This window comes from Actinoallomurus liliacearum (genome assembly GCF_039542035.1).
Classification (GTDB): domain Bacteria; phylum Actinomycetota; class Actinomycetes; order Streptosporangiales; family Streptosporangiaceae; genus Actinoallomurus; species Actinoallomurus liliacearum.
Map to the genome: position 1 here is coordinate 85,009 of NZ_BAABHJ010000016.1, position 24,475 is coordinate 109,483.

22 protein-coding genes are annotated in these 24,475 nt (G+C 73.4%); 20 read left to right on the plus strand and 2 right to left on the minus strand.

What is annotated here, in order from left to right; translation table 11 throughout:
* The first annotated feature begins 12 nt into the window (after positions 1-12).
* The 15 genes from ABD978_RS23110 (at position 13) to ABD978_RS23180 (ending at position 15,754) form a co-directional block, all read left to right on the plus strand.
* Positions 13-1,293, plus strand: a complete 1,281-nt coding sequence (locus ABD978_RS23110) for a dihydroorotase (protein ID WP_345358429.1) — start codon at positions 13-15, stop codon at positions 1,291-1,293.
* Positions 1,290-2,408, plus strand: a complete 1,119-nt coding sequence (gene carA, locus ABD978_RS23115) for a glutamine-hydrolyzing carbamoyl-phosphate synthase small subunit (RefSeq protein ID WP_345358128.1) — start codon at positions 1,290-1,292, stop codon at positions 2,406-2,408. Before ABD978_RS23110 ends, carA begins: the two co-directional genes overlap by 4 nt.
* Positions 2,405-2,602 (plus strand): hypothetical protein, encoded by a 198-nt coding sequence (locus ABD978_RS23120; RefSeq protein ID WP_252799881.1) that lies wholly within the window; start codon positions 2,405-2,407, stop codon positions 2,600-2,602. The genes carA and ABD978_RS23120 overlap by 4 nt, the downstream gene beginning before the upstream one ends.
* Entirely contained in the window at positions 2,602-5,940 is a 3,339-nt protein-coding gene (gene carB, locus ABD978_RS23125; protein WP_345358131.1) for a carbamoyl-phosphate synthase large subunit, read from the plus strand. The genes ABD978_RS23120 and carB overlap by 1 nt, the downstream gene beginning before the upstream one ends.
* A 74-nt stretch (positions 5,941-6,014) precedes the next feature.
* Positions 6,015-6,815 carry a dihydroorotate dehydrogenase electron transfer subunit gene (locus ABD978_RS23130; RefSeq protein WP_425550750.1) on the plus strand — a complete coding sequence of 267 codons (801 nt, stop codon included), beginning with the start codon at positions 6,015-6,017 and terminating at the stop codon, positions 6,813-6,815.
* A complete protein-coding gene (locus tag ABD978_RS23135) occupies positions 6,812-7,840 on the plus strand; it encodes a dihydroorotate dehydrogenase (protein WP_345358136.1) in 1,029 nt (342 codons plus the stop codon). Before ABD978_RS23130 ends, ABD978_RS23135 begins: the two co-directional genes overlap by 4 nt.
* Positions 7,837-8,535 (plus strand): orotidine-5'-phosphate decarboxylase, encoded by a 699-nt coding sequence (gene pyrF, locus ABD978_RS23140; protein ID WP_345358138.1) that lies wholly within the window; start codon positions 7,837-7,839, stop codon positions 8,533-8,535. The genes ABD978_RS23135 and pyrF overlap by 4 nt, the downstream gene beginning before the upstream one ends.
* Before the next feature lie 936 nt (positions 8,536-9,471).
* Positions 9,472-9,798, plus strand: a complete 327-nt coding sequence (gene mihF / locus ABD978_RS23145; RefSeq protein ID WP_252782942.1) for an integration host factor, actinobacterial type — start codon at positions 9,472-9,474, stop codon at positions 9,796-9,798.
* 55 nt (positions 9,799-9,853) lie between these two features.
* Entirely contained in the window at positions 9,854-10,438 is a 585-nt protein-coding gene (gene gmk, locus ABD978_RS23150) for a guanylate kinase (protein WP_345358432.1), read from the plus strand.
* A gap of 14 nt (positions 10,439-10,452) precedes the next feature.
* The gene (rpoZ, locus tag ABD978_RS23155) at positions 10,453-10,719 is read left to right on the plus strand and encodes a DNA-directed RNA polymerase subunit omega (RefSeq protein WP_345358141.1); all 267 of its coding nucleotides are present in this window, start codon (positions 10,453-10,455) and stop codon (positions 10,717-10,719) included.
* A gap of 135 nt (positions 10,720-10,854) precedes the next feature.
* Complete coding sequence (gene coaBC / locus ABD978_RS23160; protein WP_345358435.1) at positions 10,855-12,039, plus strand: bifunctional phosphopantothenoylcysteine decarboxylase/phosphopantothenate--cysteine ligase CoaBC; 1,185 nt, start codon at positions 10,855-10,857, stop codon at positions 12,037-12,039.
* A 117-nt stretch (positions 12,040-12,156) separates the two neighbouring features.
* Positions 12,157-13,350 carry a methionine adenosyltransferase gene (gene metK / locus ABD978_RS23165; protein WP_345358143.1) on the plus strand — a complete coding sequence of 398 codons (1,194 nt, stop codon included), beginning with the start codon at positions 12,157-12,159 and terminating at the stop codon, positions 13,348-13,350.
* Positions 13,351-13,816: 466 nt separating this feature from the next.
* Positions 13,817-15,031 carry a cytochrome P450 family protein gene (locus ABD978_RS23170; protein WP_345358145.1) on the plus strand — a complete coding sequence of 405 codons (1,215 nt, stop codon included), beginning with the start codon at positions 13,817-13,819 and terminating at the stop codon, positions 15,029-15,031.
* Between the two features lie 123 nt (positions 15,032-15,154).
* Positions 15,155-15,352 (plus strand): hypothetical protein, encoded by a 198-nt coding sequence (locus tag ABD978_RS23175; protein WP_345358148.1) that lies wholly within the window; start codon positions 15,155-15,157, stop codon positions 15,350-15,352.
* A gap of 12 nt (positions 15,353-15,364) precedes the next feature.
* The gene (locus ABD978_RS23180; protein WP_345358151.1) at positions 15,365-15,754 is read left to right on the plus strand and encodes an MmcQ/YjbR family DNA-binding protein; all 390 of its coding nucleotides are present in this window, start codon (positions 15,365-15,367) and stop codon (positions 15,752-15,754) included.
* A gap of 9 nt (positions 15,755-15,763) precedes the next feature.
* Here ABD978_RS23180 and ABD978_RS23185 read toward each other — a convergent pair whose 3' ends face one another.
* A complete protein-coding gene (locus ABD978_RS23185) occupies positions 15,764-16,819 on the minus strand; it encodes a hypothetical protein (protein ID WP_345358154.1) in 1,056 nt (351 codons plus the stop codon).
* An 85-nt stretch (positions 16,820-16,904) separates the two neighbouring features.
* Between ABD978_RS23185 and ABD978_RS23190 the strand changes: the two genes are divergently transcribed.
* Positions 16,905-19,277: a primosomal protein N' gene (locus ABD978_RS23190; RefSeq protein WP_345358156.1), complete on the plus strand. Its 2,373-nt coding sequence runs from the start codon at positions 16,905-16,907 to the stop codon at positions 19,275-19,277.
* Between the two features lie 84 nt (positions 19,278-19,361).
* On the opposite strand, the gene ABD978_RS23195 is transcribed toward ABD978_RS23190, so the two are convergent.
* A complete protein-coding gene (locus ABD978_RS23195) occupies positions 19,362-20,822 on the minus strand; it encodes an MFS transporter (RefSeq protein ID WP_345358158.1) in 1,461 nt (486 codons plus the stop codon).
* A 98-nt stretch (positions 20,823-20,920) separates the two neighbouring features.
* Between ABD978_RS23195 and ABD978_RS23200 the strand changes: the two genes are divergently transcribed.
* The 4 genes from ABD978_RS23200 to ABD978_RS23215 all read left to right on the plus strand — a co-directional run bounded on the left by ABD978_RS23200 (position 20,921) and on the right by ABD978_RS23215 (position 24,415).
* Positions 20,921-21,415 carry a winged helix-turn-helix transcriptional regulator gene (locus ABD978_RS23200; RefSeq protein ID WP_345358161.1) on the plus strand — a complete coding sequence of 165 codons (495 nt, stop codon included), beginning with the start codon at positions 20,921-20,923 and terminating at the stop codon, positions 21,413-21,415.
* A gap of 123 nt (positions 21,416-21,538) precedes the next feature.
* Positions 21,539-22,084, plus strand: coding sequence for a peptide deformylase (def, locus tag ABD978_RS23205; protein WP_345358164.1), 546 nt, complete (start codon positions 21,539-21,541; stop codon positions 22,082-22,084).
* 19 nt (positions 22,085-22,103) lie between these two features.
* Positions 22,104-23,030, plus strand: a complete 927-nt coding sequence (gene fmt / locus ABD978_RS23210) for a methionyl-tRNA formyltransferase (protein WP_345358167.1) — start codon at positions 22,104-22,106, stop codon at positions 23,028-23,030.
* Positions 23,030-24,415 carry an RsmB/NOP family class I SAM-dependent RNA methyltransferase gene (locus ABD978_RS23215; RefSeq protein WP_345358170.1) on the plus strand — a complete coding sequence of 462 codons (1,386 nt, stop codon included), beginning with the start codon at positions 23,030-23,032 and terminating at the stop codon, positions 24,413-24,415. Before fmt ends, ABD978_RS23215 begins: the two co-directional genes overlap by 1 nt.
* Positions 24,416-24,475: the final 60 nt, after the last annotated feature.

Below are 24,475 nucleotides of genomic sequence, written 5' to 3' on the forward strand. Positions count from 1 at the left end.
GGAAGACGCGTGATGTACCTCATCAAGGGCGCGCGGATCCTCGGCGGAGCGCCCGCCGACATCCTGGTCCGCGACGGCGTCGTCGCCGAGGTCGGCTCCGGCCTGACGGCGCCGGACGCCACGGTGGTCGACGCGGACGGCCTCATCGCGCTGCCGGGCCTGGTCGACCTGCACACCCACCTCCGCGAGCCCGGCCGGGAGGACGCCGAGACGGTCGAGAGCGGCACCCGGGCCGCGGCGGTCGGCGGCTACACCGCCGTGCACGCCATGGCCAACACCGAGCCGGTGGCCGACACGGCCGGCGTCGTCGAGCAGGTCTGGCGGCTGGGCCGGGAGGCCGGCCACTGCGACGTCCACCCGGTCGGCGCCGTCACCCGCGGCCTGGAGGGCGAGCGCCTCGCCGAGCTGGGCGCGATGGCCGACTCGGCCGCGCGGGTCCGGGTGTTCTCCGACGACGGGCACTGCGTGTCCGACGCGGTGCTGATGCGCCGCGCGCTGGAGTACGTCAAGGCGTTCGACGGCGTGGTCGCCCAGCACGCCCAGGAGCCGCGGCTCACCGAGCAGGCGCAGATGAACGAGGGCGAGGTCTCCGGGCGGCTCGGCCTGGCCGGCTGGCCCGCCGTCGCCGAAGAGGCGATCATCTCCCGCGACTGCCTGCTCGCCGCGCACGTCGGGTCCCGGCTGCACGTCTGCCACGTCTCGACGGCGGGCTCGGTGGAGATCATCCGGTGGGCGAAGAGCAAGGGCTGGCGGGTCACCGCCGAGGTCACCCCGCACCACCTGCTGCTGACCGACGAGCTCGCCGAGACGTACGACCCCGTCTACAAGGTGAACCCGCCGCTGCGCACCAAGGCCGACGTCGAGGCGCTGCGCGAGGCGCTCGCCGACGGCACGATCGACTGCGTCGCCACCGACCACGCCCCGCACCCGGCCGAGGCCAAGGAGACCGAGTGGGCCCCGGCCGCGATGGGCATGATCGGGCTGGAGACGGCCCTGTCGGTGGTGCAGGAGGCCATGGTGGAGACCGGCCTGCTCGACTGGGCCGGCGTCGCGGACCGCATGTCGGTCCGCCCCGCGAGCATCGGCCGCCTGAGCGGCCAGGGCCGCCCGATCGAGGTCGGCGCCCCGGCGAACCTGACGCTGTACGACCCGGCCGTGCGCACGGCCGTCGACCCGACCGGATTCGTCTCGAAGAGCCGGAACACGCCGTTCGCCGGGCTCGAGCTGCCGGGCCGGGTGCGGGCGACGTTCCTGCGCGGCCGCCCCACCGTTCTGGAAGGGAAACCGAATTGAATCGCGCGACCAAACCGGCGCTGCTCGTCCTGGAGGACGGCCGGACCTTCCACGGCACCGCGTACGGCGCCGAGGGCGAGGCGTTCGGGGAGATCGTCTTCAACACCGGCATGACGGGCTACCAGGAGACGCTGACCGACCCGTCGTACCACCGGCAGATCGTCACGATGACCGCGCCGCACATCGGCAACACCGGCGTCAACGACGAGGACCCCGAGTCCGGCCGCGTCCAGGTCGCCGGGTACGTCGTCCGCGAGCCGTCCCGGGTCGTCTCGAACTGGCGGGCACGCCGCTCGCTCGACGACGAGCTGCGCGCGTACGGCGTCGTCGGCATCGCGATCAACGGCACCCGGGCGCTCACCCGCCATCTGCGGGACAAGGGCGCCATGCGGGCCGGGGTGAGCACCGTCGAGACCGACCCGCAGGCGCTCCTGAAGCGCGTGCTGGACAGCCCCGACATGATCGGCGCCGACCTGGCCCGCGTCGTGTCCACGCCCGAGCCGTACGTCGTGCGGCCCGAGGGCGAGGTGCGCCACCGGGTCGCGGCGATCGACCTGGGCATCAAGACGATGACGCCCCGGCGCATGGCCGAGCGCGGCTGCGAGGTGCACGTCCTGCCCGCGACCGTGACCGCCGAGGAGATCCTCGCCCTCGAACCGGACGGGGTCTTCTACAGCAACGGTCCGGGCGACCCCGCCGCCTGCGACTACGCGGTCGAGTCCCTGCGCGGGGTCCTCGACACCGGCACGCCGGTGTTCGGCATCTGCCTCGGCAACCAGATGCTGGGCCGCGCGCTCGGCCTGGGCACGTACAAGCTGCGCTTCGGCCACCGCGGCGTGAACCAGCCGGTGCAGGACCGTGCCGACGGCCGGGTGCACATCACCAGCCACAACCACGGCTTCGCGGTGGAGGCGCCCCTCGACGGCCCGTTCGACACGCCGTACGGTCGCGCCGAGGTCAGCCACGTGGACCTCAACGACGGCGTCGTCGAGGGGCTGCGGCTGCTCGACCGTCCCGCGTTCAGCGTGCAGTACCACCCGGAGGCGGCTCCGGGCCCGCACGACGCCACCGGCCTGTTCGACCGGTTCTGCGACCTCATGGACCGCCACTCATGACCGATGTCTCTGGCCACGAGGCGGACCACGCCTCCGACACCGCGTCCCACGGCCACGTGCCCGTCGACCCGAACGACGCCGTCGTACGGGCCCGGCCCCCGACACCGCTGGCCCTCATCCTCACCACCGTCGCCGCCGCCCTGACCGTGCTGGCCCTCGTGGCCGTCGCGGTCGCGTCCGGACAGGGAACCTGATGCCCCGCCGTACCGACCTGAAATCCGTCCTCGTCATCGGCTCGGGCCCGATCGTCATCGGCCAGGCCGCCGAGTTCGACTACTCCGGCACGCAGGCGTGCCGAATCCTCAAGTCCGAGGGCCTGCGCGTGGCCCTCGTCAACAGCAACCCCGCGACGATCATGACCGACCCGGAGATCGCCGACGCGACGTACGTCGAGCCGATCACCCCGGACACCGTCGAGAAGGTCATCGCCAAGGAGCGCCCCGACGCGCTGCTGCCCACGCTGGGCGGCCAGACCGCCCTCAACACCGCCGTGGCGCTGCACGAGTCCGGCGTCCTCGAGCGGTACGGCGTCGAGCTGATCGGCGCCAACGTCGACGCCATCCAGGCGGGGGAGAACCGCGAGCGGTTCAAGAAGATCGTCGCCGACATCGGCGCCGAGTCCGCGGCGAGCGTGATCTGCCACTCGATGGACGACTGCCTCGCCGCGGCCGGCACGCTCGGCTACCCGATGGTCGTGCGCCCGTCCTTCACGATGGGCGGCGCCGGGTCCGGCATGGCCTACGACGAGAAGGACCTGCGCCGCATCGCCGGCGCGGGCCTGGCCGCCAGCCCGACCAGCGAGGTGCTCCTGGAGGAGTCGATCCTCGGCTGGAAGGAGTTCGAGCTGGAGCTGATGCGCGACCGGCACGACAACGTCGTGGTCGTCTGCTCCATCGAGAACGTCGACCCGATGGGCGTGCACACCGGCGACTCGATCACCGTCGCGCCGGCCCTGACGCTCACCGACCGGGAGTACCAGCGGATGCGCGACGTCGCCATCGACGTCATCCGCGCCGTGGGCGTCGACACCGGCGGGTGCAACATCCAGTTCGCGGTCGACCCGCAGACGGGCCGCATGATCGTGATCGAGATGAACCCGCGCGTGTCGCGGTCCAGCGCGCTGGCGTCGAAGGCGACCGGCTTCCCGATCGCCAAGATCGCGGCGAAGCTCGCCGTCGGGTACACCCTCGACGAGATCCGCAACGACATCACCCGCGAGACGCCCGCCAGCTTCGAGCCGAGCCTCGACTACGTCGTGGTGAAGGCGCCGCGGTTCGCGTTCGAGAAGTTCCCCGCGGCCGACAAGACGCTCACGACCCACATGAAGTCGGTCGGCGAGGCCATGGCGATCGGCCGGTCCTTCCCCGAGGCGCTGCAGAAGGCCCTCAGGTCGCTGGAGAAGTCCGGCAGCTCCTTCTCCTGGGCCCCGAGCCCCGAGGCGCTCTCCGAGGACGAGCGGGCCGCGCGGAAGGCCGAGCTGATCGAGAGCGCCCGCCGGCCGCACGACGGGCGGCTGCGCGCCGTCCAACAGGCGATGCGCGTCGGGGCGACCGTCGAGGAGCTGTACGAGGCGACCCGGATCGACCCGTGGTTCCTCGACCGGATCGCGGCGCTCGACGAGGTCGCCGCCCCCCTCGCCGAGGACCAGCTCGACCCGGAGGCGCTGCGCGAGGCGAAGCGGCACGGCTTCTCCGACGAGCAGATCGCCGAGATCCGCGGCACCTCCGCCGAGGTCGTCCGCGAGCTGCGGCAGGCCCTGGGCATCCGGCCCGTCTACCTGACCGTCGACACCTGCGCCGCCGAGTTCGAGGCCCGCACGCCGTACCTCTACTCGACCTACGACGAGGAGACCGAGGTGCCCGTGGGCGACAAGCCCAAGGTGATCATCCTCGGCAGCGGCCCGAACCGCATCGGGCAGGGCATCGAGTTCGACTACAGCTGCGTGCACGCCTCGTTCACGCTGGCCGAGGCCGGCTACGAGACCGTCATGGTCAACTGCAACCCCGAGACCGTCTCGACCGACTACGACACCTCCGGCCGGCTGTACTTCGAGCCGCTCACCCTGGAGGACGTCCTGGAGGTCGTGCACGCCGAGCAGGAGACCGGCGAGGTCGCCGGCGTGATCGTGCAGCTCGGCGGGCAGACGCCGCTGGGGCTGGCGCAGAAGCTGAAGGACGCCGGGGTGCCGGTCGTCGGCACCTCGCCGGAGAGCATCCACCTCGCCGAGGAGCGCGGCGCGTTCGGGCAGGTCCTCGCCCGCGCGGACCTGCCCGCGCCCAAGCACGGCACCGCCACCACGTACGAGGAGGCGGCGGCGATCGCGGCCGAGATCGGCTACCCGGTGCTGGTCCGGCCGTCGTACGTCCTCGGCGGGCGCGGCATGGAGATCGTGTACGACGAGGACACGCTGAAGGGCTACATCGAGCGCGCCGGCGGCGGGCAGTGGAACCCCGAGCACCCCGTGCTCGTCGACCGGTTCCTCGACGAGGCCATCGAGATCGACGTCGACGCGCTGTACGACGGCGAGGAGCTCTACCTCGGCGGCGTCATGGAGCACATCGAGGAGGCCGGCATCCACTCCGGCGACTCCGCGTGCGCGCTGCCGCCGATCACGCTCGGCCACGAGGACATCGACCGCATCCGTACCTCCACCGAGGCCCTCGCCCGTGAGATCGGCGTGCGCGGCCTGATGAACGTCCAGTACGCCCTCTCGGCGGGCGTCCTGTACGTCCTGGAGGCCAACCCGCGCGCCTCCCGTACGGTGCCGTTCGTCTCCAAGGCCACCGCCGTGCCGCTGGCCAAGGCGGCGGCCCGCGTGATGATGGGCGAGAGCATCGCGCGGCTCCGCGCCGAGGGCGTGCTGCCCGCCACCGGCGACGGCGGGCGGCTCCCGCTCGACGCGCCGATCTCGGTCAAGGAGGCGGTGCTGCCGTTCGACCGCTTCCGCACCCCCGAGGGCGTCGGCGTCGACACCATCCTCGGCCCGGAGATGCGCTCCACCGGCGAGGTCATGGGCATCGACACGGTCTTCGGCACGGCGTACGCCAAGTCGCAGATCTCGGTGTACGGCTCGCTGCCCACCAAGGGCCGGGCGTTCGTCTCCGTCGCGAACCGCGACAAGCGAGCCATGATCTTCCCGGTCAAGCGGCTCGCGGACCTCGGATTCGAGATCCTGGCCACCGAGGGGACGGCGGAAGTCCTGCGGCGCAACGGCGTGCGTGCCAAGATCGTGCGTAAGCACAGCGCCGGCCCCGGGCCGGACGGCGAGCCGACGATCGTGCGGCGCATCCTCGACGGTGAGGTCGACCTCATCGTGAACACCCCGTTCGGCAGCCCGGGGCAGTCCGGGCCGCGCCTCGACGGGTACGAGATCCGCACCGCCGCGGTCCTGCGCGGCGTCCCCTGCCTCACCACGGTGCAGGCGCTCGGCGCGGCCGTCCAGGGCATCGAGGCGACCGCCGCGGGCGTCATCGGGGTCCGGTCGCTGCAGGAGCACGCCCAGCACCTCTGGGGTGGCGAGGAGGACAGTTGACCGACTCACCGGTCGCACCGGTACAGGTGCCCGGAACGGTCCTGACGATCCGGCGGACCGGGGCCTACCACGCGATGACGCTGGTGGCCCCGGGCATCGCCGAACGCTTCCGGCCGGGGCAGTTCGTCGCCCTGGCCGTCGGCGGCGATCGGTCGAGCATGCTGACGCGGCGGTGTTTCTTCGTCCGCGAGGTCAAGCCCGACTACGGCGGCACCGTCGAGATCGTCTTCGCGGTACGGGGCGCCGGCACCGAGTGGCTGGCCGCGCTCCGGCCGCGCGACATCCTCGACGTCGCCGGCCCGCTCGGCCGCCCCTTCCCGCTGCCGCGTCACCCCGTGCGCTGCGTCCTCATCGGAGAGGGGCAGTCGGGGGCGGTGCTCTTCCCCCTCGCCGCCGTGCTCCGCCAGCGCGACTGCGCCGTCCACTTCGTGCTGGGCGGCGCCGAGTCCGACCACGTCTACGGCACGCGCGCGGCGCGCCGCGTCGGCGAGTCGACGTCCGTCGTCACCGAGGACGGCTCGCTCGGTCACCGGGGCCGCCCCGAGGATCTCCTGGCGGCCGTGGTCGAGGAGGTCGGCGCCGAGGTGCTGTACGCCTGCGGCCCGACCGAGACGCTGCACGCGGTGTCCCGGATCGCCGTGCGCTACGACCTGCCCGTGCAGGTCGCGGTCGAGGAGCCCATGTCCTGCGGCGTCGGCGTCTGCCAGGCCTGCGTGCTCCCGGTCATCGACGACGAGGGCGTCACGCACATGGCGCGCTCGTGCGTGGAGGGCCCGGTGTTCCGCGGTGAGCGGGTGCGCTGGGACGACCTCGGCACGATCCCGTTCGACGCCTACGGCGCCCCCCGCTCGGTGCTCCCCGGAAGCCCGTCATGATCGATCTGGAGACCAGCCTCGGCGGCCTCACGCTGCCGAACCCGGTGCTGACCGCGGCCGGCTGCGGCGGGACCGGCCGCGAGCTGGGCCGCTTCTTCGACGTCGGCCGGCTCGGCGCGCTCGTGACGCCGTCCATCACCCCGCAGCCGCGCGCCGGCCGCCCCGCTCCCCGGCTCACCGAGACCCCCTCCGGCGTCCTGAACGCCGCCGGGCTGCAGGGCCCGGGGATCGAGACGTTCCTGCGGCACGACCTGCCCTGGCTCGCCGAGCGGGAGGCCCGCGTCGTCGTGTCGATCGCCGGTGGCAGCGTGGGGGAGTACGCCGAGGTGGCCCGTCGGCTCGGCGACGCGCCCGGCGTCGCGGCCGTGGAGATCAACCTCTCCTGCCCCAACGTCGAGGATCGCGGGTCGATGTTCGCGGCCCACCCGTCGGCCGCCGGCCGCCTCGTACGCGCGGTGCGCGCGAGCACGCCGCGCCGCCTCCCCGTGGTCGCCAAGCTGTCGGCCGATGTCACCGACATCGTCGGCGTCGCCATGGCGTGCGCCGACGCCGGAGCGGACGGCCTGTCGATGATCAACACGCTGCACGGCATGGCCATCGACACGACCACCCTCCGCCCCCGGCTCGCCGGCATCACCGGCGAGCTGTCCGGACCGGCGATCCGCCCCGTGGCGGTCCGCTGCGTCTACCAGGTGCACGCCGCCCTGCCGGAGGTGCCCATCATCGGGATCGGCGGGATCCGGACCGGCCTGGACGTCCTGGAGTTCGTCCTGGCGGGCGCCTCGGCCGTCGCCGTGGGCACGGCCACCCTGCACGACCCGTCGGCGTGTGTACGCATCCTGCGCGAGCTCGAGGGGGCGTTGAAGGAGCGCGGCATCGACCGGCTCGCCGACGTCGTGGGGCTCGCCCACAAACCGGCGGGGAGCCTCCACCGCCGCATCGACCCGAACGTCGGCCTGGCGGTCGCCGGGGACACCGCCGGCGTGGGCTCGACCGAGCCGATCGAACAGGAGACCACCCAGTGAACACCGCTCCCATCGCCGTCGCGCTCGACGCGGCGGACCTCGAGACCGCCGCGCGCTGGGCCGCGCTGGTCACTCCGCACGTCAGCACGGTCAAGGTCGGCCTGGAGCTCTACCTGCGCTACGGCCCCGACGTCGTCGCCAGCGTCCGCGGCGCCAGCGGCGTCCAGGTCTTCCTCGACCTGAAGCTGCACGACATCCCGGCGACCGTCGCGGGCGCCGCGCACGCGGTGTCCCGCCTCAAGCCGGCGTACCTCACCGTGCACGCCGGCGGCGGCGCCGCCATGATCCGCGCGGCCGTCGAGGCGGCCCCGCAGACCAAGATCGCGGCCGTCACGGTCCTCACGTCGCTGTCAGAGGCCGATCTGGACGCGCTGGGACTGGGCGGCTCGGCCTCCGACGTCGTGCGCCGCATGGCCGCTCTGGCGGTCGGAGCCGGCGCCCAGGCGCTGGTGTGCTCCCCCCGCGAGGTCGCGGACGTCCGGGCGGAGGTCGGGCCCGACATCACGCTCATCACGCCGGGCGTACGGCCCGCCGGCAGCGCGACGCAGGACCAGGCGCGGGTCGCCACCCCGGAGGAGGCCCTCGCGGCCGGAGCCGACCTTCTCGTCATCGGACGGCCCATCACCGGCGCCCCGGACCCGGGCGCCGCGGCGGCGGGCATCGCGGCGGCGCTCCGCCGCACCGGCGCCGCCTGACCGCTCCGACTCCGCCGGGCCGCACGCGTCCCGCGCCGGCCCTCCACGGGCCTTACGTGTGTGCGCCGGCCGTCCGCCATCCGGCCCTTCGGGGCCGCACATGGTCCGTGCCGACCCTTCGCGACCCGCACGTGGCCCGCGCCGACCCTCCGCGACCCGCACGTGGTCCGTGCCGGCGTTTCGTGGGCCGTAGGGGCTCGCGCCGGCCCTTCGCGGGTCGTACGCGGCCCGCGCCGGCCAACCGCCATCGGGCGGGGATCGCCCGGCCGTATGCGGGCCGCGCAGGGCCGGCGTACGGCCCCGGCGTTCCGAGGGGCACTCAGGTTTCGCACGCGGGCCGCACGGCGGCGTGCGTCCCGCCGGCGTCCGGGAAGCGTCAGGGAGCGCCGCGGCTCTCGTACGTCGGCTGTAGAGGCCGCCAGGTACCCCTGTGGGGCGCGGGGAGCGGTGTCGCGCTGTTCGGGCCCCACGCGTCCCCAGAGAGGCGCTGGGGGCCGGTATGGGCCACCCGGGGCCCGGCCGCCACGGGCAACGCGTCTCCGGGGGAGTGTTGGGGGCCGCTGTGGGCCGCCCGCCGCACGCGCCTCCAGGGGGCCGGTGTGGGCCGTCCGCCGTCCGGTGCCGTGGGCGGGGTCCGGCGGGTCGGAGGCGCGGGAGCGCGCCGTCCCGAACGGTGTGGGCGATCCGGGGGTGCCGGGCGGTCCGGGGGCGCTTGACTGACCCGTTTTCCGCTCGCAAGAAACGCCAGGCCGTCGTACGGTTCGGGGTGTAAGAACCCCCTACTTTCAATACAGTGAGTGATGAGGACACCTCATAGAGTGACATCGGTAACTTAAAACCGGGCTATATGGCCTTTCACGTTGCTTTATGGGCCCCGAACTCGCTAGGTTCCCAAGCCGTCCGACTCAATCGAGTGGAAACACGAGGTGACCCGGCGTGGCGCTTCCGCCCCTAACCCCTGAACAGCGCGCCGCAGCCCTGGAAAAGGCTGCAAAGGCTCGCAAAGAGCGTGCCGAGGTCAAAGACCGGCTCAAGCACGGGGGTACCTCCCTCGCTGAGGTTCTCAAGGATGGGCAGGCCGACGACGTCATCGGCAAGATGAAGGTGTCGGCTCTGCTGGAGTCCCTGCCTGGCGTCGGCAAGGTCCGTGCCAAGCAGATCATGGAGCGGCTCGGTATCGCCGAGTCCCGCCGCGTGCGGGGTCTCGGTGCCAACCAGCGCGCCGCTCTCGAGCGTGAGTTCGGCGGCGGTGGAAATCGCTGACCGAGCCGCGGACGGGCGCGGCGGGCAGACCGCCGCGGCCGGCTCCGCCATCCCCATGGCGGGCGGCTCCATCCCGTCCAGGCGCCTGACGGTCCTCTCCGGACCGTCCGGCGTCGGCAAGAGCACGGTCGTCGCCGAGATCCGGCGTGCCCACCCGGAGGTGTGGCTGTCGGTCTCGGTGACAACTCGTGCCCCTCGTCCTGGCGAGGTCCACGGTGTGCACTACTTCTTCGTCGACGGAGCCGAGTTCGATCGGCTCGTCGGCGAGGGGGAACTGCTCGAGTGGGCCGAGTTCGCGGGAAATCGGTACGGCACGCCGCGCCGCGCGGTGCTCGAGCACCTCGAAGCCGGCGTGCCGGTCCTGCTCGAGATCGACCTGCAGGGCGCCCGTCAGGTGCACACGGCCATGCCGGAGGCGCTGTTCGTGTTCCTCGCGCCGCCGTCCTGGGGCGAGCTGGTCCGCCGCCTGGTCGGCCGTGGCACGGAGCCCGCCGAGGTGATCGAACGCCGCCTCGAGGCCGCCCGCATCGAACTGGCGGCCGAGAAGGAGTTCGACGTCACGCTCGTCAACACGTCCGTCCGGGACGTCTGTGCCGAGCTGGTAGCCTTGCTGGCTGCACAACCACCGAACTCCGACTAGCGGAAGGCGCAGGAGTGGCATCGAATGCCCCTGGTGCCGAAGGCATCACCAACCCGCCGATCGACGACCTGCTGAAGATCGTCGACAGCAAGTACAGCCTTGTGATCATGGGGGCCAAGCGCGCCCGTCAGATCAACGCCTACTACGCCCAGCTCGGCGAGGGCCTCCTGGAGTACGTCGGTCCCCTGGTGGAGACCCAGGTTCAGGAGAAGCCGCTGTCGATCGCGCTGCGCGAGGTCCGCGAGGGCCTGCTTCACTCCGAGGCCATCGAAGGCGTCTGAGTTGTCCTCCGGCGGCCCCGGGGCGTGTCCCGCCCCCGACCCGCGCGCGTCCGCGGCGTCCCATCGACGCCGTGCCGTGCTCGGTGAAAGGGCCTGCCGGTGAGTGAGGTCGCGGCGCGGTCCGGGCGGCCCCGCGTGCTCCTCGGGGTGGGCGGCGGCATCGCCGCGTACAAGGTCTGCGAGCTGCTGCGGCGGCTGACCGAGTCCGGCCACGACGTCCGGGTGATCCCGACGCGTGACGCGCTGCGCTTCGTCGGCGAGCCGACGTGGGCGGCGCTGTCCGGCGAGCCGGTGACGACCGAGGTCTGGTCGGGCGTCGCCGAGGTGCCGCACGTCCGCCTCGGGCAGGGCGCCGACCTCGTCTTCGTCGCCCCGGCCACCGCCGACCTGCTGGCCCGGGCGGCGCACGGCCTCGCCGACGACCTGCTGACCAACACCCTGCTGACGGCCCGGTGCCCGGTCGTGTTCGCGCCCGCGATGCACACCGAGATGTGGGAACACCCCGCGACCCAGGCCAACGTCGCGACGCTGCGCTCGCGGGGCTGCGTCGTGATCGAGCCGGCCGTCGGGCGGCTGACCGGCGCCGACTCCGGCAAGGGGCGGCTGCCCGATCCGGACGCCCTGTTCGACGCCGCGCGCCTCGTCCTGGCGCGGCGGGACCTGCCGGCCGACCTCACCGGCCGCCACGTCGTCGTGTCGGCGGGCGGCACCCGGGAGCCCATCGACCCGGTGCGGTTCATCGGAAACCGCTCGTCCGGCCTGCAGGGGTACGCCCTGGCGCGGACCGCGCTCGCGCGCGGCGCCCGGGTCACGCTCGTCGCCGCGAACGTCGCGCTGCCGGACCCGGCGGGCGCCGACGTCCTGCGCGTCGGCTCGGCGCTCGAGCTGCGCGACGCGGTGCTCAAGGCGGCCGGCGAGGCCGACGCCGTGGTGATGGCCGCCGCGGTGGCCGACTTCCGGCCGGCCGGCTACCGCGACGTTAAGATCAAGAAAACGGACGAGGTCGAACCGGACCCGATCCGCCTGGTCAAGAACCCCGACGTCCTCGTCGAGCTCGTCACCGCGCGCCGCCCCGGACAGGTGATCGTCGGGTTCGCCGCCGAGACGAACGACGTGTTGCGCCACGGCCGGGAGAAGCTCGCCCGCAAGGGCTGTGACCTGCTGGTGGTCAACGAGGTGGGGGAGCGGCTGACGTTCGGCACCCCGGACAACGCCGCGGTGATCCTCTCGGCCGACGGCGGCTCCGTCGATGTGCCGCGCGGCTCGAAGGAGGCGCTCGCCGACGTCGTATGGGATCAGGTGGCCGGACGGCTAGAGTGAAGCCGCCGGTCCTCCGTACGCCTCAAGCGTCGCTCGACCGGCCCCGGCTAGACTTCGGCCACCGGAAATGACCACTCTGCTACGTCAGTCAGCAGCCGCTGCAAGGAGTACACCTACGTGTCTCGTCGCCTGTTCACCTCTGAATCCGTGACGGAAGGTCACCCCGACAAGATCGCCGACCAGATCAGCGACGCCGTCCTCGACGCGATGCTGAAGGACGACGCGCGCAGCCGCGTCGCCGTCGAAACGCTGATCACCACCGGTCAGGTTCACGTCGCGGGTGAGGTGACCACCGAGACGTACGTGGACATCCCCGGCGTCATCCGGGAGAAGATCCTTGAGATCGGCTACGACTCCTCCAGCAAGGGCTTCGACGGTCACTCCTGCGGCGTGTCCGTCTCCATCGGCGCCCAGTCGCCCGACATCGCGCAGGGTGTCGACGACGCGTACGAGACCCGTGAGGGCGAGGGTTCCGACGAGCTCGACCGGCAGGGCGCCGGCGACCAGGGCCTGATGTTCGGCTACGCCTGCCGCGAGACGCCCGAGCTGATGCCGCTGCCGATCACCCTCGCGCACCGGCTGGCCCAGCGCCTGTCCGCCGTCCGCAACAGCGGCGTGGTGCCCTACCTGCGCCCGGACGGCAAGACCCAGGTCACGATCGAGTACGACGGCGACCGCCCGGTCCGGCTCGACACGGTCGTCGTGTCCTCCCAGCACGCTCCCGACATCAGCCTCAGCGACCTGCTGAGCCCCGACGTCAAGGAGCACGTGGTCGACCCGATCCTCGCCGACCTGGACATCGACACCGAGGGCTACCGCCTGCTGGTCAACCCGACCGGCCGCTTCGAGATCGGCGGCCCGATGGGCGACGCGGGCCTCACCGGCCGGAAGATCATCATCGACACCTACGGCGGCATGGCCCGCCACGGCGGTGGCGCCTTCTCCGGCAAGGACCCCTCCAAGGTCGACCGCTCCGCCGCGTACGCCATGCGCTGGGTCGCCAAGAACGTCGTCGCCGCCGGTCTCGCCGACCGCTGCGAGGCCCAGGTCGCCTACGCCATCGGCAAGGCCCACCCGGTCGGCCTGTTCATCGAGACCTTCGGCACCGAGAAGCTCCCGATCGAGAAGATCCAGGAGGCCGTCCTCCAGGTCTTCGACCTCCGCCCGGCCGCGATCATCCGCGACCTCGACCTGCTGCGCCCGATCTACTCCCAGACCGCGGCGTACGGCCACTTCGGCCGCGAGGAGCCGGACTTCTCCTGGGAGCGCACGGACCGCGCCGACGCCCTGAAGTCGGCCGCGGGTCTCTGACCCGATCCGCTCCGTACGAGGCCGCCCCGGACGCCCGTCCGAGGCGGCCTCGCCGTTTCCCGGCCGGGGGACGTACGCGCTGGTCCACCGGCACGGAGCGAGGCCGTACCGGATGCTCGGGGAGGTCCTCGCCATGGCGGTGAAATGTGAGTTCTGGTCCCTTCCCGGGCCGCGGTTGCCGAGCGTTCGGTACGCCTTGGGCCCGGCCGGCGGGACGCCAGGCCGCCGGCGCCGGTGCCGCCCGCCTCATGCTCACCCACCTCTGGCCCGGAGCTTCGTCCGCGAGGCCGCGGCCGCGACGTTCTCCGGCCCGATCACGGTCGCCGCGACCGGGGTGGAGACGAGGCTCTGAAACTTTCGGTCACCGTCCGTGATGAGTCCGAAGCTTGAGAGCCGGTCCGGGCGGGGAGACCAGGACGTACGGACGGCTGGGCGCGCCGCCGTCGTGACCGGGTCGGGGGGCCGGATGAGTGAGCCGATCGTCTTTCCGTACGAGAATCCGGACTTCCTCGCCGATCCGTACCCCTTCTACCGCCGCCTCCGCGAGGGCGGCCCGGTCCGCCGGGTCGTCACCGTCCGCGGGCTGGAGGCCTGGCTGGTCACGCGGTACGAGGATGCCCGGGAGGCGCTCACGGACCCTCGTCTGAGCAGCGACCTTCGCCGCGCCACGGACCACCGGCTCCTGGAAATGCTGCCCGCCGCGGAGCGGGACGGCGCGATGCGGAGCATGATCCGCCTCGATCCGCCCGACCATACGCGGTTGCGCCGTCTGGTGTCGCAGGCGTTCACGGTCCGCCGGGTGGCGCAGCTCGAGCCACGGGTGCAGGAGATCGCGGATCGGCTGCTGGACGCGATCGTGCCGGCCGGGCGGGCGGACCTGATCGAGGAGTTCGCCCTGCCCCTGCCGGTCACGGTGATCAGCGAACTGCTCGGCGTGCCGCTGACGGACCGGGACCGCTTCCAGGAGTGGACGAACGTCATGCTCACCCAGCATCCCGACCGGCCCGACGTCGCGGCGGTGGACCGGGCGTGGCGGCAGATGTGGTCCTATCTGGAAGGGCTGCTGGCGGCGAAGCGGAGCGATCCCGCCGACGACCTGCTCGGCGCGTTGATCATCGCCACGGACCGGGACGAGCGCCTCGACCAGGGCGAGCTGGTCGCGATGGCCTTCCTGCTGCTGGTCGCGGGCTATGTCACCACGGTCAACCTGATCGGAAACGGGATCGCGGCACTGCTCGCCCACCCCGGTCAGCTCAAGCTCCTTCGGGACGATCCCGGTCTGCTCCCGGACGCCGTCGAGGAGTTCCTGCGCTGGGACGGACCGGTCGATCCAGGCATCCTACGCATCGCGGCGGAGGACCTCGAGATCGGCGGAGTGCGCGTTCCCCGGGGCGCGACCGTCATCATCGCGACCGCGATCGCCGACCGCGACCACGCCGAGTTCGACGACGCGGACCGCCTCGACGTCGGACGTCCGGCCGGCGCCCATCTGGGGTTCGGGCACGGCGTCCACTACTGCCTCGGCGCGCCGCTGGCCCGGCTGGAGGGGCGGATCGCCATCGGGACGGTGCTGCGCCGGCTCGGCGACCTCGCCCTCGCGGTGCCGTACGAGGAGCTGCCCCGGCACATCGGCGGCCTGCGCGGCCTGCGGCACCTGCCGGTGACGTTCACGGCGGTCTGATACCCGACCGGTAATTCATTCACTTATCGGAATATTCACGAATGATCTTGCGCTCTGGGGTAGTAGAGGCACATGTGACCCTTTAGCGGTCGCTGTGACGTTCCCCACCCCTGGAGGTCATCAGTGAACAGCAGCATCCCCGAACGCCGGAACCGGTCCGCCGGTCCCCGGCAGCATCTGGTCAGGTCGCACTCGCTGCGAGCCCTGGCCGTCGCCGCCCGGCTCGAACGGCATCACGTCCCGGAGGGACCGCCAGGCCGGACCCGCGTGGACGACGCCACTGAGGACGCCGGTCTCGCCTGTGCCGCGCCGGACTGTTAGACCCTAGGGACCGTGCGGGAGAGGCGGGCGGGAATGGTCACGGTCGAGGACGTGCGGCGCGTCGCGTCGGCGCTGCCGCGTACGGAAGAGCATCTGATCAGGGACCGTGTGAAGTTCCGCGTCGGGCGGATCGTCTACGTCGCTCTCTCCGCCGACGAGGAGTGGATGGGCTTCGCCTTCCCGAAGGAGGAGCGCGCCGCGCTCGTCGCCGGAGAGCCGGACAGGTTCCGCCTGCCCCGCCTCTCCGACCAACGCTTCAACTGGGTCGACGTGCGCCTGGCCGCGCTCGACGAGGACGAGATGCGCGAACTCGTCCAGGACGCCTGGCGCATGGTCGTGCCCAAACGCGTCGCCGCCGCACATCTCGGACCGAGCCCGGTCACCGGCGCCCCGCGCCGGTGACCGGAGCGCTCAGCCGTGGGTGAGGTGTTCACCGGTGAGGCGGAGCAGCGCGACGGCCCGCTCGGCGGCGAATCTCGGGCATCGCACGGCGGCCTCGTCCACCGCCATCCCCCTCTCCGCGCTCGGGTCGTGTAGCGCCCTCGCGAGTCGCGCCCAGTCCCTGGCCGCCACGTCGACTCCGGGGTGTCCGTCGGGATGCGGGCACGGCGCGGCGAGCGGGGCCTGATCCACCGACTCGAGCGCCCGGTGGTAGAGCTCGGCCGTCTCCGGGGGGATCGCCTTCCACGTCGCGTTCTGCACGGCGAAGCCGACGGTGAGCAACAGCGGCAGCCGCTCCTCCTCAGGGGCACCCTGGGCCAGCCGGTGGGCGGCCAGGACGCTCGCCTTCTCCGTCAGCCCGGGGGAGCCGCCGTACGCCGCGTCGCCGGCGTCGCGGGTCAGACGAGGGATGTCGGCCCGGCCGTCGGGCTTCAGATAGACGCGTTCCAGGGCGTCGATGTTCGGGGGACCGAACAGCTCATTCCGCCCTCCGCGGAGGGTCGCCAGCGTGCTCTCGGCGACGTCGCGGAGGAACCCGGGACAGGACCAGCGGGCGCGTTCTCCCGCGTCATCGGCGAAGTCCGTCCCGTAGTAGTCCGTCCACTCCTCCTCGTCGTAGAGCGGCAGGATCAAGGACACGATCGAGTCGGGGCTCTCGTCCGTCAGGTCGGGATGGCCCTCGCCTCCGGGGTGCGGGCAGGTGCCCGCCTCGTAGCCGGCCGCCGCCCGCTCCAGGGCCTCGATCATCGAGTCGACGACCGCGGGGTCGTCGATCCGCCCCGACACGGCGTACCAGGACGCCGCGTGCAGGGCGAGCAGGAGACCGGGGGCATCGTCGCGGCCCGGGTGTTCGCCGTCCTCCGTCCGGTCCCGCAGATCCCACGCCGCCACCTGCAGTACGGAGGCGGGATCGCAGTACGGATAGTCGCACACGATGCCGTCGAGGTCCCGGCACAGATCCGCGAAGTCGATCCGTTCGGCATCGGTCGTCGGGTTCACGGTCTCGGTCTTCTGCGCTGAATCCATGATCGGTGTGACGAACCCTCCGGATCAGGGGTTCCCGCCGGTTCGCGGCGGCGTCGGCGTCCGTGCGATCTGGTAGGACGGGGGAATGGCGAACGACGGCGGGGGGCTCGGGACCACTCCCCAGATCCCCGGGATGGACGGCCTGACGGCCGCCACCCCTGACGCGGGTGCGGCCGCCGGTCCGGGTGCGCGCGCCGGCCGCACGACGTCCGGGAAGGCGCCGGCGAAGGGCGTACGGCGGCCCGCGGAGACGCTGAAGGTCGCCAGGGTCGCCGTCGACGTCTCCCTGCCCCACCTGGACCGGCCGTTCGACTATCTGGTCCCCGCCAAGCTCGACGAGAAGGCGGTGCCGGGCTGCCGGGTACGCGTGCGGTTCGCCGGTCAGCTGGTCGACGGCTTCCTGCTCGACCGTGTCGAGGAGAGCGACCACGGTGGGCGGCTGTCCTTCCTCGACCGCGTGATCTCCCCCGAGCCCGTGCTGACGCCTGAGATCGCCGCGCTCGTCCGCGAGGTGGCCGACCGCTACGCCGGCACCCTCGCCGACGTCCTGCGCCTTGCCGTCCCGCCCCGGCACGCCCGCGTCGAAGCGGAGCGGAGACCCGGAGCGGCCGTGACCGTCAGCCTGGACGAGGACGAGGGGGCGACCGCGGGCACGGACGCCGGTGGCGCCGAACCCGGCACCGACCTGGACCGGGACCTCGCCGAGGCGCCGATCGGCGAGGCCGGCCGGCACGGGGACGCCGAGCCCGCCGAGGCGGAGGCGCACGCCGAGACCGCCGGGCCGGACGCCGAGGCCCCCGATCCGGTCACTGATGACACCGGCTCGGCCGCTGAGGCCCCCGGGCCGGGCGTCGAGGCGGCCGGCCCGGGCGCTGAGCCTGTCGGGCCGGACGCCGAGGGGGCTGGGGCGGCCGATGGCGGTCCCGGGCCGTGGGACGCCTACCGGGCGGGGCGGTCGTTCCTCGCCGCGCTGCGGGAGGGGCGCGCGCCTCGGGCGGTGTGGACCGCCCTGCCGGGGACCGACTGGACGGACGCGGTCGCCCGCGCCGCGCGGGCCACCCTGGACGGTGGGCGCGGGGTCCTCATCGTGGTCGCGGACGGCCGGGAGGTGGCGCGGGTCGACACGGCCCTCGAGGCCGTGCTGGGCCCGGACCGCCATGTCGCGCTCACCGCCGAACTCGGCCCGGCCGAGCGCTACCGCCGCTGGCTCGCCGTGCTGCGCGGCGAGGTGACCGCCGTCGTCGGGACGCGCGCCGCGATGTTCGCCCCGGTGCGCGACCTCGGTCTCGTCGTGCTCTGGGACGACGGCGACGACGTCCACGCCGAGCCGCACGCCCCCTACCCGCACGCCCGCGAGGTGCTCGCGCTGCGCGCCCACCGGGCCGGGGCCGGCGCGCTGATCGGCGGGTACACGCGCACGACCGACGCCACGCAGCTCGTGGAGACGGGCTGGGCGCATCCGCTCGTCCCCGACCGGGACCGGCTGCGGCGGTCGATGCCGCACGTCCGGCCCGCCGGTGACGACGCCGAACTCGCCCGCGACGAGGCCGCCCGCACCGCGCGGCTGCCGGCCCTGGCGTTCCGGGCGGCCCGGCAGGGACTGGAGAAGGGGCCGGTGCTCGTCCAGGTGCCGCGCCGCGGCTACGTCCCGGCCCTCGCCTGCGCCCGCTGCCGGGGACCGGCGCGCTGCCAGGAGTGCGAGGGGCCGCTGGCCCTGACCTCGGGGCACGCCGCGCCGTACTGCCGGTGGTGCGGTCGCATCGCCGGGGCGTGGCGCTGCCCGGAGTGCGGGAGCGGGCACGTACGGGCGGTCGTGGTGGGCGCCCGGCGCACCGCGGAGGAGCTGGGCCGCGCCTTCCCCGGCGTGCCGATCCGCACCTCGGGACGGGACGGCGTGCTCGCGACCGTGGGGGCCGAGCCCGCGCTGGTCGTCGCCACCCCCGGCGCGGAGCCGGCGCCCGCGGAGGGGTACGCGGCCGCGCTGCTGCTCGACGGCTGGGTGCTGCTCGGCCGCGCCGACCTGCGGGCCGGGGAGGAGACGCTGCGCCGGTGGACGAACGCCGCCGGCCTTGTCCGCCCCGGCGGGCCGGTCGTCGTGCTCGCCGACGGCGCGCTGGCCCCGGTGCAGGCGCTGCTCCGCTGGGACCCCGTGACGTTCGCCGAACGGGAGCTGGCCGAGCGCCGGGAGCTCGGCTTCCCGCCCGCCGTGCGCATGGCGTCCCTGACCGGCACGCCGCAGGCCGTTCGCGAGCTGGTGGAGGCCGCCGACCTGCCGCCGGACGCCGAGGTGCTGGGGCCGGTGGAGGTCGGCGACGGTCAGGAGCGCGCCCTGATCCGGGTGGACCGCGCCCGCGGCGCCGTGCTGGCCCGGTGCCTCAAGACCGCCCAGGCCGCCCGGAGCGCCCGCAAGACCACCGAGGTGGTCCGCGTACGGATCGACCCGCTGGAGCTCATCTGACCGTGCCCGGGGCCCCGGCGGGCTCCCGCGTGGTCCGGGGCGTTCAAGCGGCGCCTTGGCGGTCATCCGATCCTCCGTTCGTGGTCAGGCCGAGACGTCCGCAGGCGCCGGACGGGCCTCCACGATCTCTTCGGTGCCGGTGCCGGTGCCGGTGCCGGTGCGGGACCGGAGGCCGAAGGCCGTGATCACCACGGCGACGACCGCCGACGCGACGGGGACGAGCAGGGCGGCCCGGATGGCGTCGAGCGCCCCTCCGCGCGTCGTCGCCGTTCCGAGGGCGGCGACGTTCACGGCGGTGACCGCGGACAGCCCCACCGCCGTGCCGAACTGCATCGCGGTGTAGAGCAGCCCGCCGGCCAGACCGTGCTCCCGCTCGTCGACGCCCTCGGTGCCGGCCATGGTGAGGGGGCCGTACGTGAGGGAGAACGCCAGTCCGAGCAGCACCATGGTGGGGAGCATGGCCGCGTAGGTCCAGTCCAGCCGGACCGGCAGGAAGAGCGCGTAGCCGAGGGCGGCCAGCACCAGCCCGCCGAACAGCACGCGGACGTTGCCGAACCTGTTCACCAGCCGTGGTGTCACGGTCGGAGCCAGGACGGTGTCGACGCCGATGATCAGCATGGCCAGCCCGGTCTGCAGGGTGGTCCAGCCGCGCAGCTCCTGGAGGTAGAGGGTCGCCAGGAACTGGAAGCCGGCGAACGAGGCGAGGAAGAGCATCGCGCCCAGGTCGGCCCGGACGAGCGGACCCGAGCGCAGAATGCCCAGCCGGACCAATGGCGCGGCCGACCGTCGTTCGATCGCGACGAACACCGCCAGGAGCACCAGTCCGCCCGCGAAGGCCGTCAGCGTGCCGGTGAGCCCGGCCCCGGGATGCTCCAGCCGCACCACCCCGTAGACGAGCGACAGCATCGCGCCGGTGACCGTGAGCGCGCCGGCCAGGTCGAAGCCACGTACGGGACGCTCGTCCGGCTCGTCATCGCGCAGAAGGGGGATCGCCGCGCATAGGATCACCGCGGACAACGCCACCGGGGCGAAGAACACCCACCGCCAGCCGAGCGAGGTCAGCAGGCCACCGGCGACCAGGCCCAGCGAGAAACCGCCCGCGGCCGTCCCGGCGTACACGCCGAGGGCCCTGGTGCGCCGCGGCCCCTCGGGGAAGTTGGCGGTCACCAGCGCCAGGCCGGCGGGGGCCATGAACGCGGCCGCGACTCCGGTGACGAACCGGGTGAGGAGCAGGACCCAGCCCGTGGTGGCCAGGCCGCCCAGGCCGGAGAAGAGCAGGAAGACCGTCAGCCAGCACAGGAACATACGGCGGCGGCCCAGCAGGTCGGCGGTACGGCCGCCCAGGAGCATGAATCCGCCGTAGCCGAGCACGTAGGCGCTGACCACGCCGCTGAGCATCCCGGTGGACAGACCCAGGTCCGCCCGGATCGACGGCAACGCCACGTTGAGCATCGCCACGTCGATCCCTTCCAGGAAGATGGCGCCGGCCAGGACGAACAGCACGCTCCACGCGCGCGGGTCCATGCGGTCGTCGGATGGTGGCATGGATATTCCTCTCGAGAGCCACGGAACCGGCGTGGTTACTGAAGTGACAGCCGGTTCCCTCTTGTAACCGGCAACATCGTTGGTCACCATTGGGGACCGTGGAAGACGGCACTTCGAAGTCCCCCGGTTACTGCGGGGATACCGACGGCGACTACGACGTTCTGCAGTGGGACACCCGTGAGGACTGCGAGGTCCGGCAGATCCTCGACCGGATCGCCGACAAGTGGTCGCTGCTCGTCATCGCCCTGCTCGATCGGCGCAGCCTGCGCTTCACCGAGCTCCGGCGCATGATCGACGGCATCAGCCAGCGGATGCTGACCCGCACCCTGCGTCATCTGGAGCGCGACGGCCTGGTGAGCCGCACGGTGCATCCGACGGTTCCGCCGCGCGTCGACTACGAGCTGACGCCGCTCGGCGCGACCTTGCACACGACCATTCGCGCGCTGGTCACCTGGACCGAGGACCACCAGGGTCAGATCGCCGCGGCCCGTGCCGCGTTCGACCGTCGCGCGGCGGCCGAACAGGAGGCGGCGGTGCGGGAGGCCGCCGAGCGGGACGCCATCGCCCGTGACGTCCTGCCGGTCCGGCGATGACGGCCGGGCCGTCGGCATCGACGTTCGAGGGCACGACGCCGGCTTCGCTCACGGTGTCATCGATCACCGGGTCTCGTCCGTAGACTGGGTGCTTCAGCCCCAGAACGTCGAACGGAGCCGTACGTGGCAGTCAAGCCCATCCGCCTCTTCGGTGACCCGGTCCTGCGGACCCCGGCGGATCCGGTCAAGGACTTCGACAAGGAGCTCCGGACGTTGGTCAAGGACCTGTCCGACACGATGCTCGACGCGCCGGGCGCGGGGCTGGCCGCGCCCCAGCTCGGCGTCGGCCTGCGGGTCTTCACCTACTACGTCGACGACCAGCTCGGTCACGTCGTCAACCCCACCCTCGACCTGTCCGAGGAGCAGCAGGACGGCGACGAGGGCTGCCTGTCGCTGCCCGGCCTCGCCTTCCCGACCAAGCGCGCCTTCGGCGTCGTGGCCAAGGGCTTCAACATGTACGGCGAGCCGATCGTGCTGGAGGGCACCGACCTGCTGGCCCGCTGCGTGCAGCACGAGACCGACCACCTGGACGGCATCATCTTCATCGACCGGCTCGACCCGGAGCAGCGCAAGGCCGCGATGAAGGCGATCCGGGAGGCCGAGTGGTTCGGCGAGCCGAAGCCCATCGTGAAGGACTCCCCGCACCGTACGTTCGGCAAGGCCCTGTGAGCGCGGACGGAGACCGCTAGTGCGCCTGGTATTCGCCGGAACACCGGAGACCGCGGTGCCCGCCCTCGAGGCGCTGCTGGAGTCCCGCCACGAGGTCGTCGCGGTCGTCACCCGCCCGGACGCGCCCGCGGGGCGCGGGCGCCGGCTCACGCCGAGCCCGGTCGCGCAGCGGGCGGCCGAGGCGGGCGTCGAGGTGCTCAAGCCCGCGAAGGTGAAGGACCCGGAGTTCCTCGACCGGCTGCGGGACATCGCGCCGGACTGCTGCCCGGTCGTGGCGTACGGCGCGCTGATCCCGCGCTCGGCGCTGGACATCCCGCGGCACGGCTGGGTCAACCTGCACTTCTCGCTGCTGCCCGCCTGGCGGGGAGCGGCGCCCGTGCAGCACGCCGTGCTGCACGGCGACGACATCACCGGCGCGGCGACGTTCCAGATCGAGGCGGACCTCGACACCGGGCCGGTGTTCGGCGTCGTCACCGAGCCGATCCTGCCCGAGGACACCAGCGGCGACCTGCTGGGCCGGCTGGCGGGGACCGGCGCGCACCTGCTCGTCGCGACGATGGACGGCATCGAGGACGGCGCGCTGGAGCCCCGCCCGCAGCCCGTCGACGGCGTCTCGTACGCCGCCAAGCTGACCCCGGACGACGCCCGTGTCGACTGGTCCAAGCCCGCCCTGCACGTCGACCGGCTGCTGCGCGCCTGCACGCCCGCGCCCGGAGGCTGGACGACCTTCCGCGGCGAGCGGCTCAAGCTGGGCCCGGTGCGGCCCGCCCCGGACGCGGAGCCGCTCGCGCCCGGCCGGCTGCGGGTCACCAAGCGTGAGGTCCTCGCCGGGACCGGCACCCACCCGGTGCTGCTCGGGCAGGTCCAGCCGCAGGGCAAACAGCGCATGGACGCGGCCGCCTGGGCGCGCGGCGTCCACCCGACCGACGAGGACGAGCTGACCTGATGCCTCCCCGGCAACCCCGTCGCACGCCCGGCCAGGGCGGCCGGCCCAACCGTCCTGCGCAGCGGCGCCGCCCGCGCGACCCCGTGCGCCGCACCGCGTTCGACGTGCTGCAGGCCGTGGACGAGCGCGACGCCTACGCCAACCTGCTGCTGCCGTCCCTGCTGCGCGAGCGCGGCCTGACCGGCCGGGACGCCGCGCTGGCGACCGAGCTGACCTACGGCACGCTGCGGGGGCGCGGCACGTACGACGCGGTGCTCGACGTGTGCAGCGACCGGCCGGTGGCCAAGGTCGACCGGCCGCTGCTGAACGTCCTGCGGCTCGGCGTCCACCAGTTGCTGCGCACCCGCATCCCCGCGCACGCCGCCGTCGGAACGACCGTCGACCTGGCCCGTTCGGTGGCCGGTCCCGGCCAGGCCAAGTTCGCCAACGCGGTGCTGCGCAAGGTCTCCGCCCGCGACCTCGACACGTGGCTGGGGATCGTGGCGCCCGAGGACGAGACCGGGCGGCTCGCGGTCATGCACAGCCATCCGCGCTGGATCGTCAACGCGCTGCGCGACGCGGCCGGACCGGCGGAGGTCGAGGCGCTGCTGGCCGCCGACAACGAACGTCCCCGCGTCACCCTCGTGGCCCGCCCGGGCCGCGCGGTCGTCGCCGAGCTCGGCGGCGAGCCCGCCGCGTACTCCCCGTACGCCGCCTACCTCCCCGAAGGGGATCCCGGCTCCATCCCCGCGGTCGCCGAGGGCCGCGCCGCGGTCCAGGACGAGGCCAGCCAGCTCGTCGCCCTGGCCCTCGCCCGCGTCGCGATCGAGGGCCCGGACCGCCGCTGGCTCGACCTGTGCGCCGGACCGGGCGGCAAGGCCGGTCTGCTGTCGGGGCTGGCGGGGGAGCGCGGCGCGCACCTGCTCGCCTGCGACGTTCAGCCGCACCGCGCCCGGCTCGTCGCGAAGAGCGTCGACGCGGCGGGCGAGGTGGCGGTCGTGGACGGCACCCGGCCCGCCTGGCGGCCCGGTTCGTTCGACCGGGCGCTGGTCGACGCGCCGTGCACCGGCCTGGGCGCGCTGCGCCGCCGCCCGGAGGCCCGCTGGCGGCGTAGCCCGGAGGCGGTGGCCGAGCTCGGCCCGCTGCAGCGGCGGCTGCTCGCGTCGGCGCTGGAGTCCGTACGGCCCGGCGGCGTGGTCGCGTACGTCACCTGCTCGCCGCACCTGGCCGAGACCAGGGTCGTCGTCGACGACGTCCTGCGCGGCCGGGACGACGTGGAGCGGCTGGACGCGCCCGCGCACCTCAAGGAGGTGTCCGGCCTGGGCGACGGCCCGTACGCCCAGTTCTGGCCGCACCGGCACGGCACCGACGCGATGTTCCTCGCCCTCCTGCGCCGCCGCCCCTGACGGGCCGGGCGGTGCCCGACCGTCCTGAGTCGCCGGTGGCCTCCAGGGCGGCGGTCGACC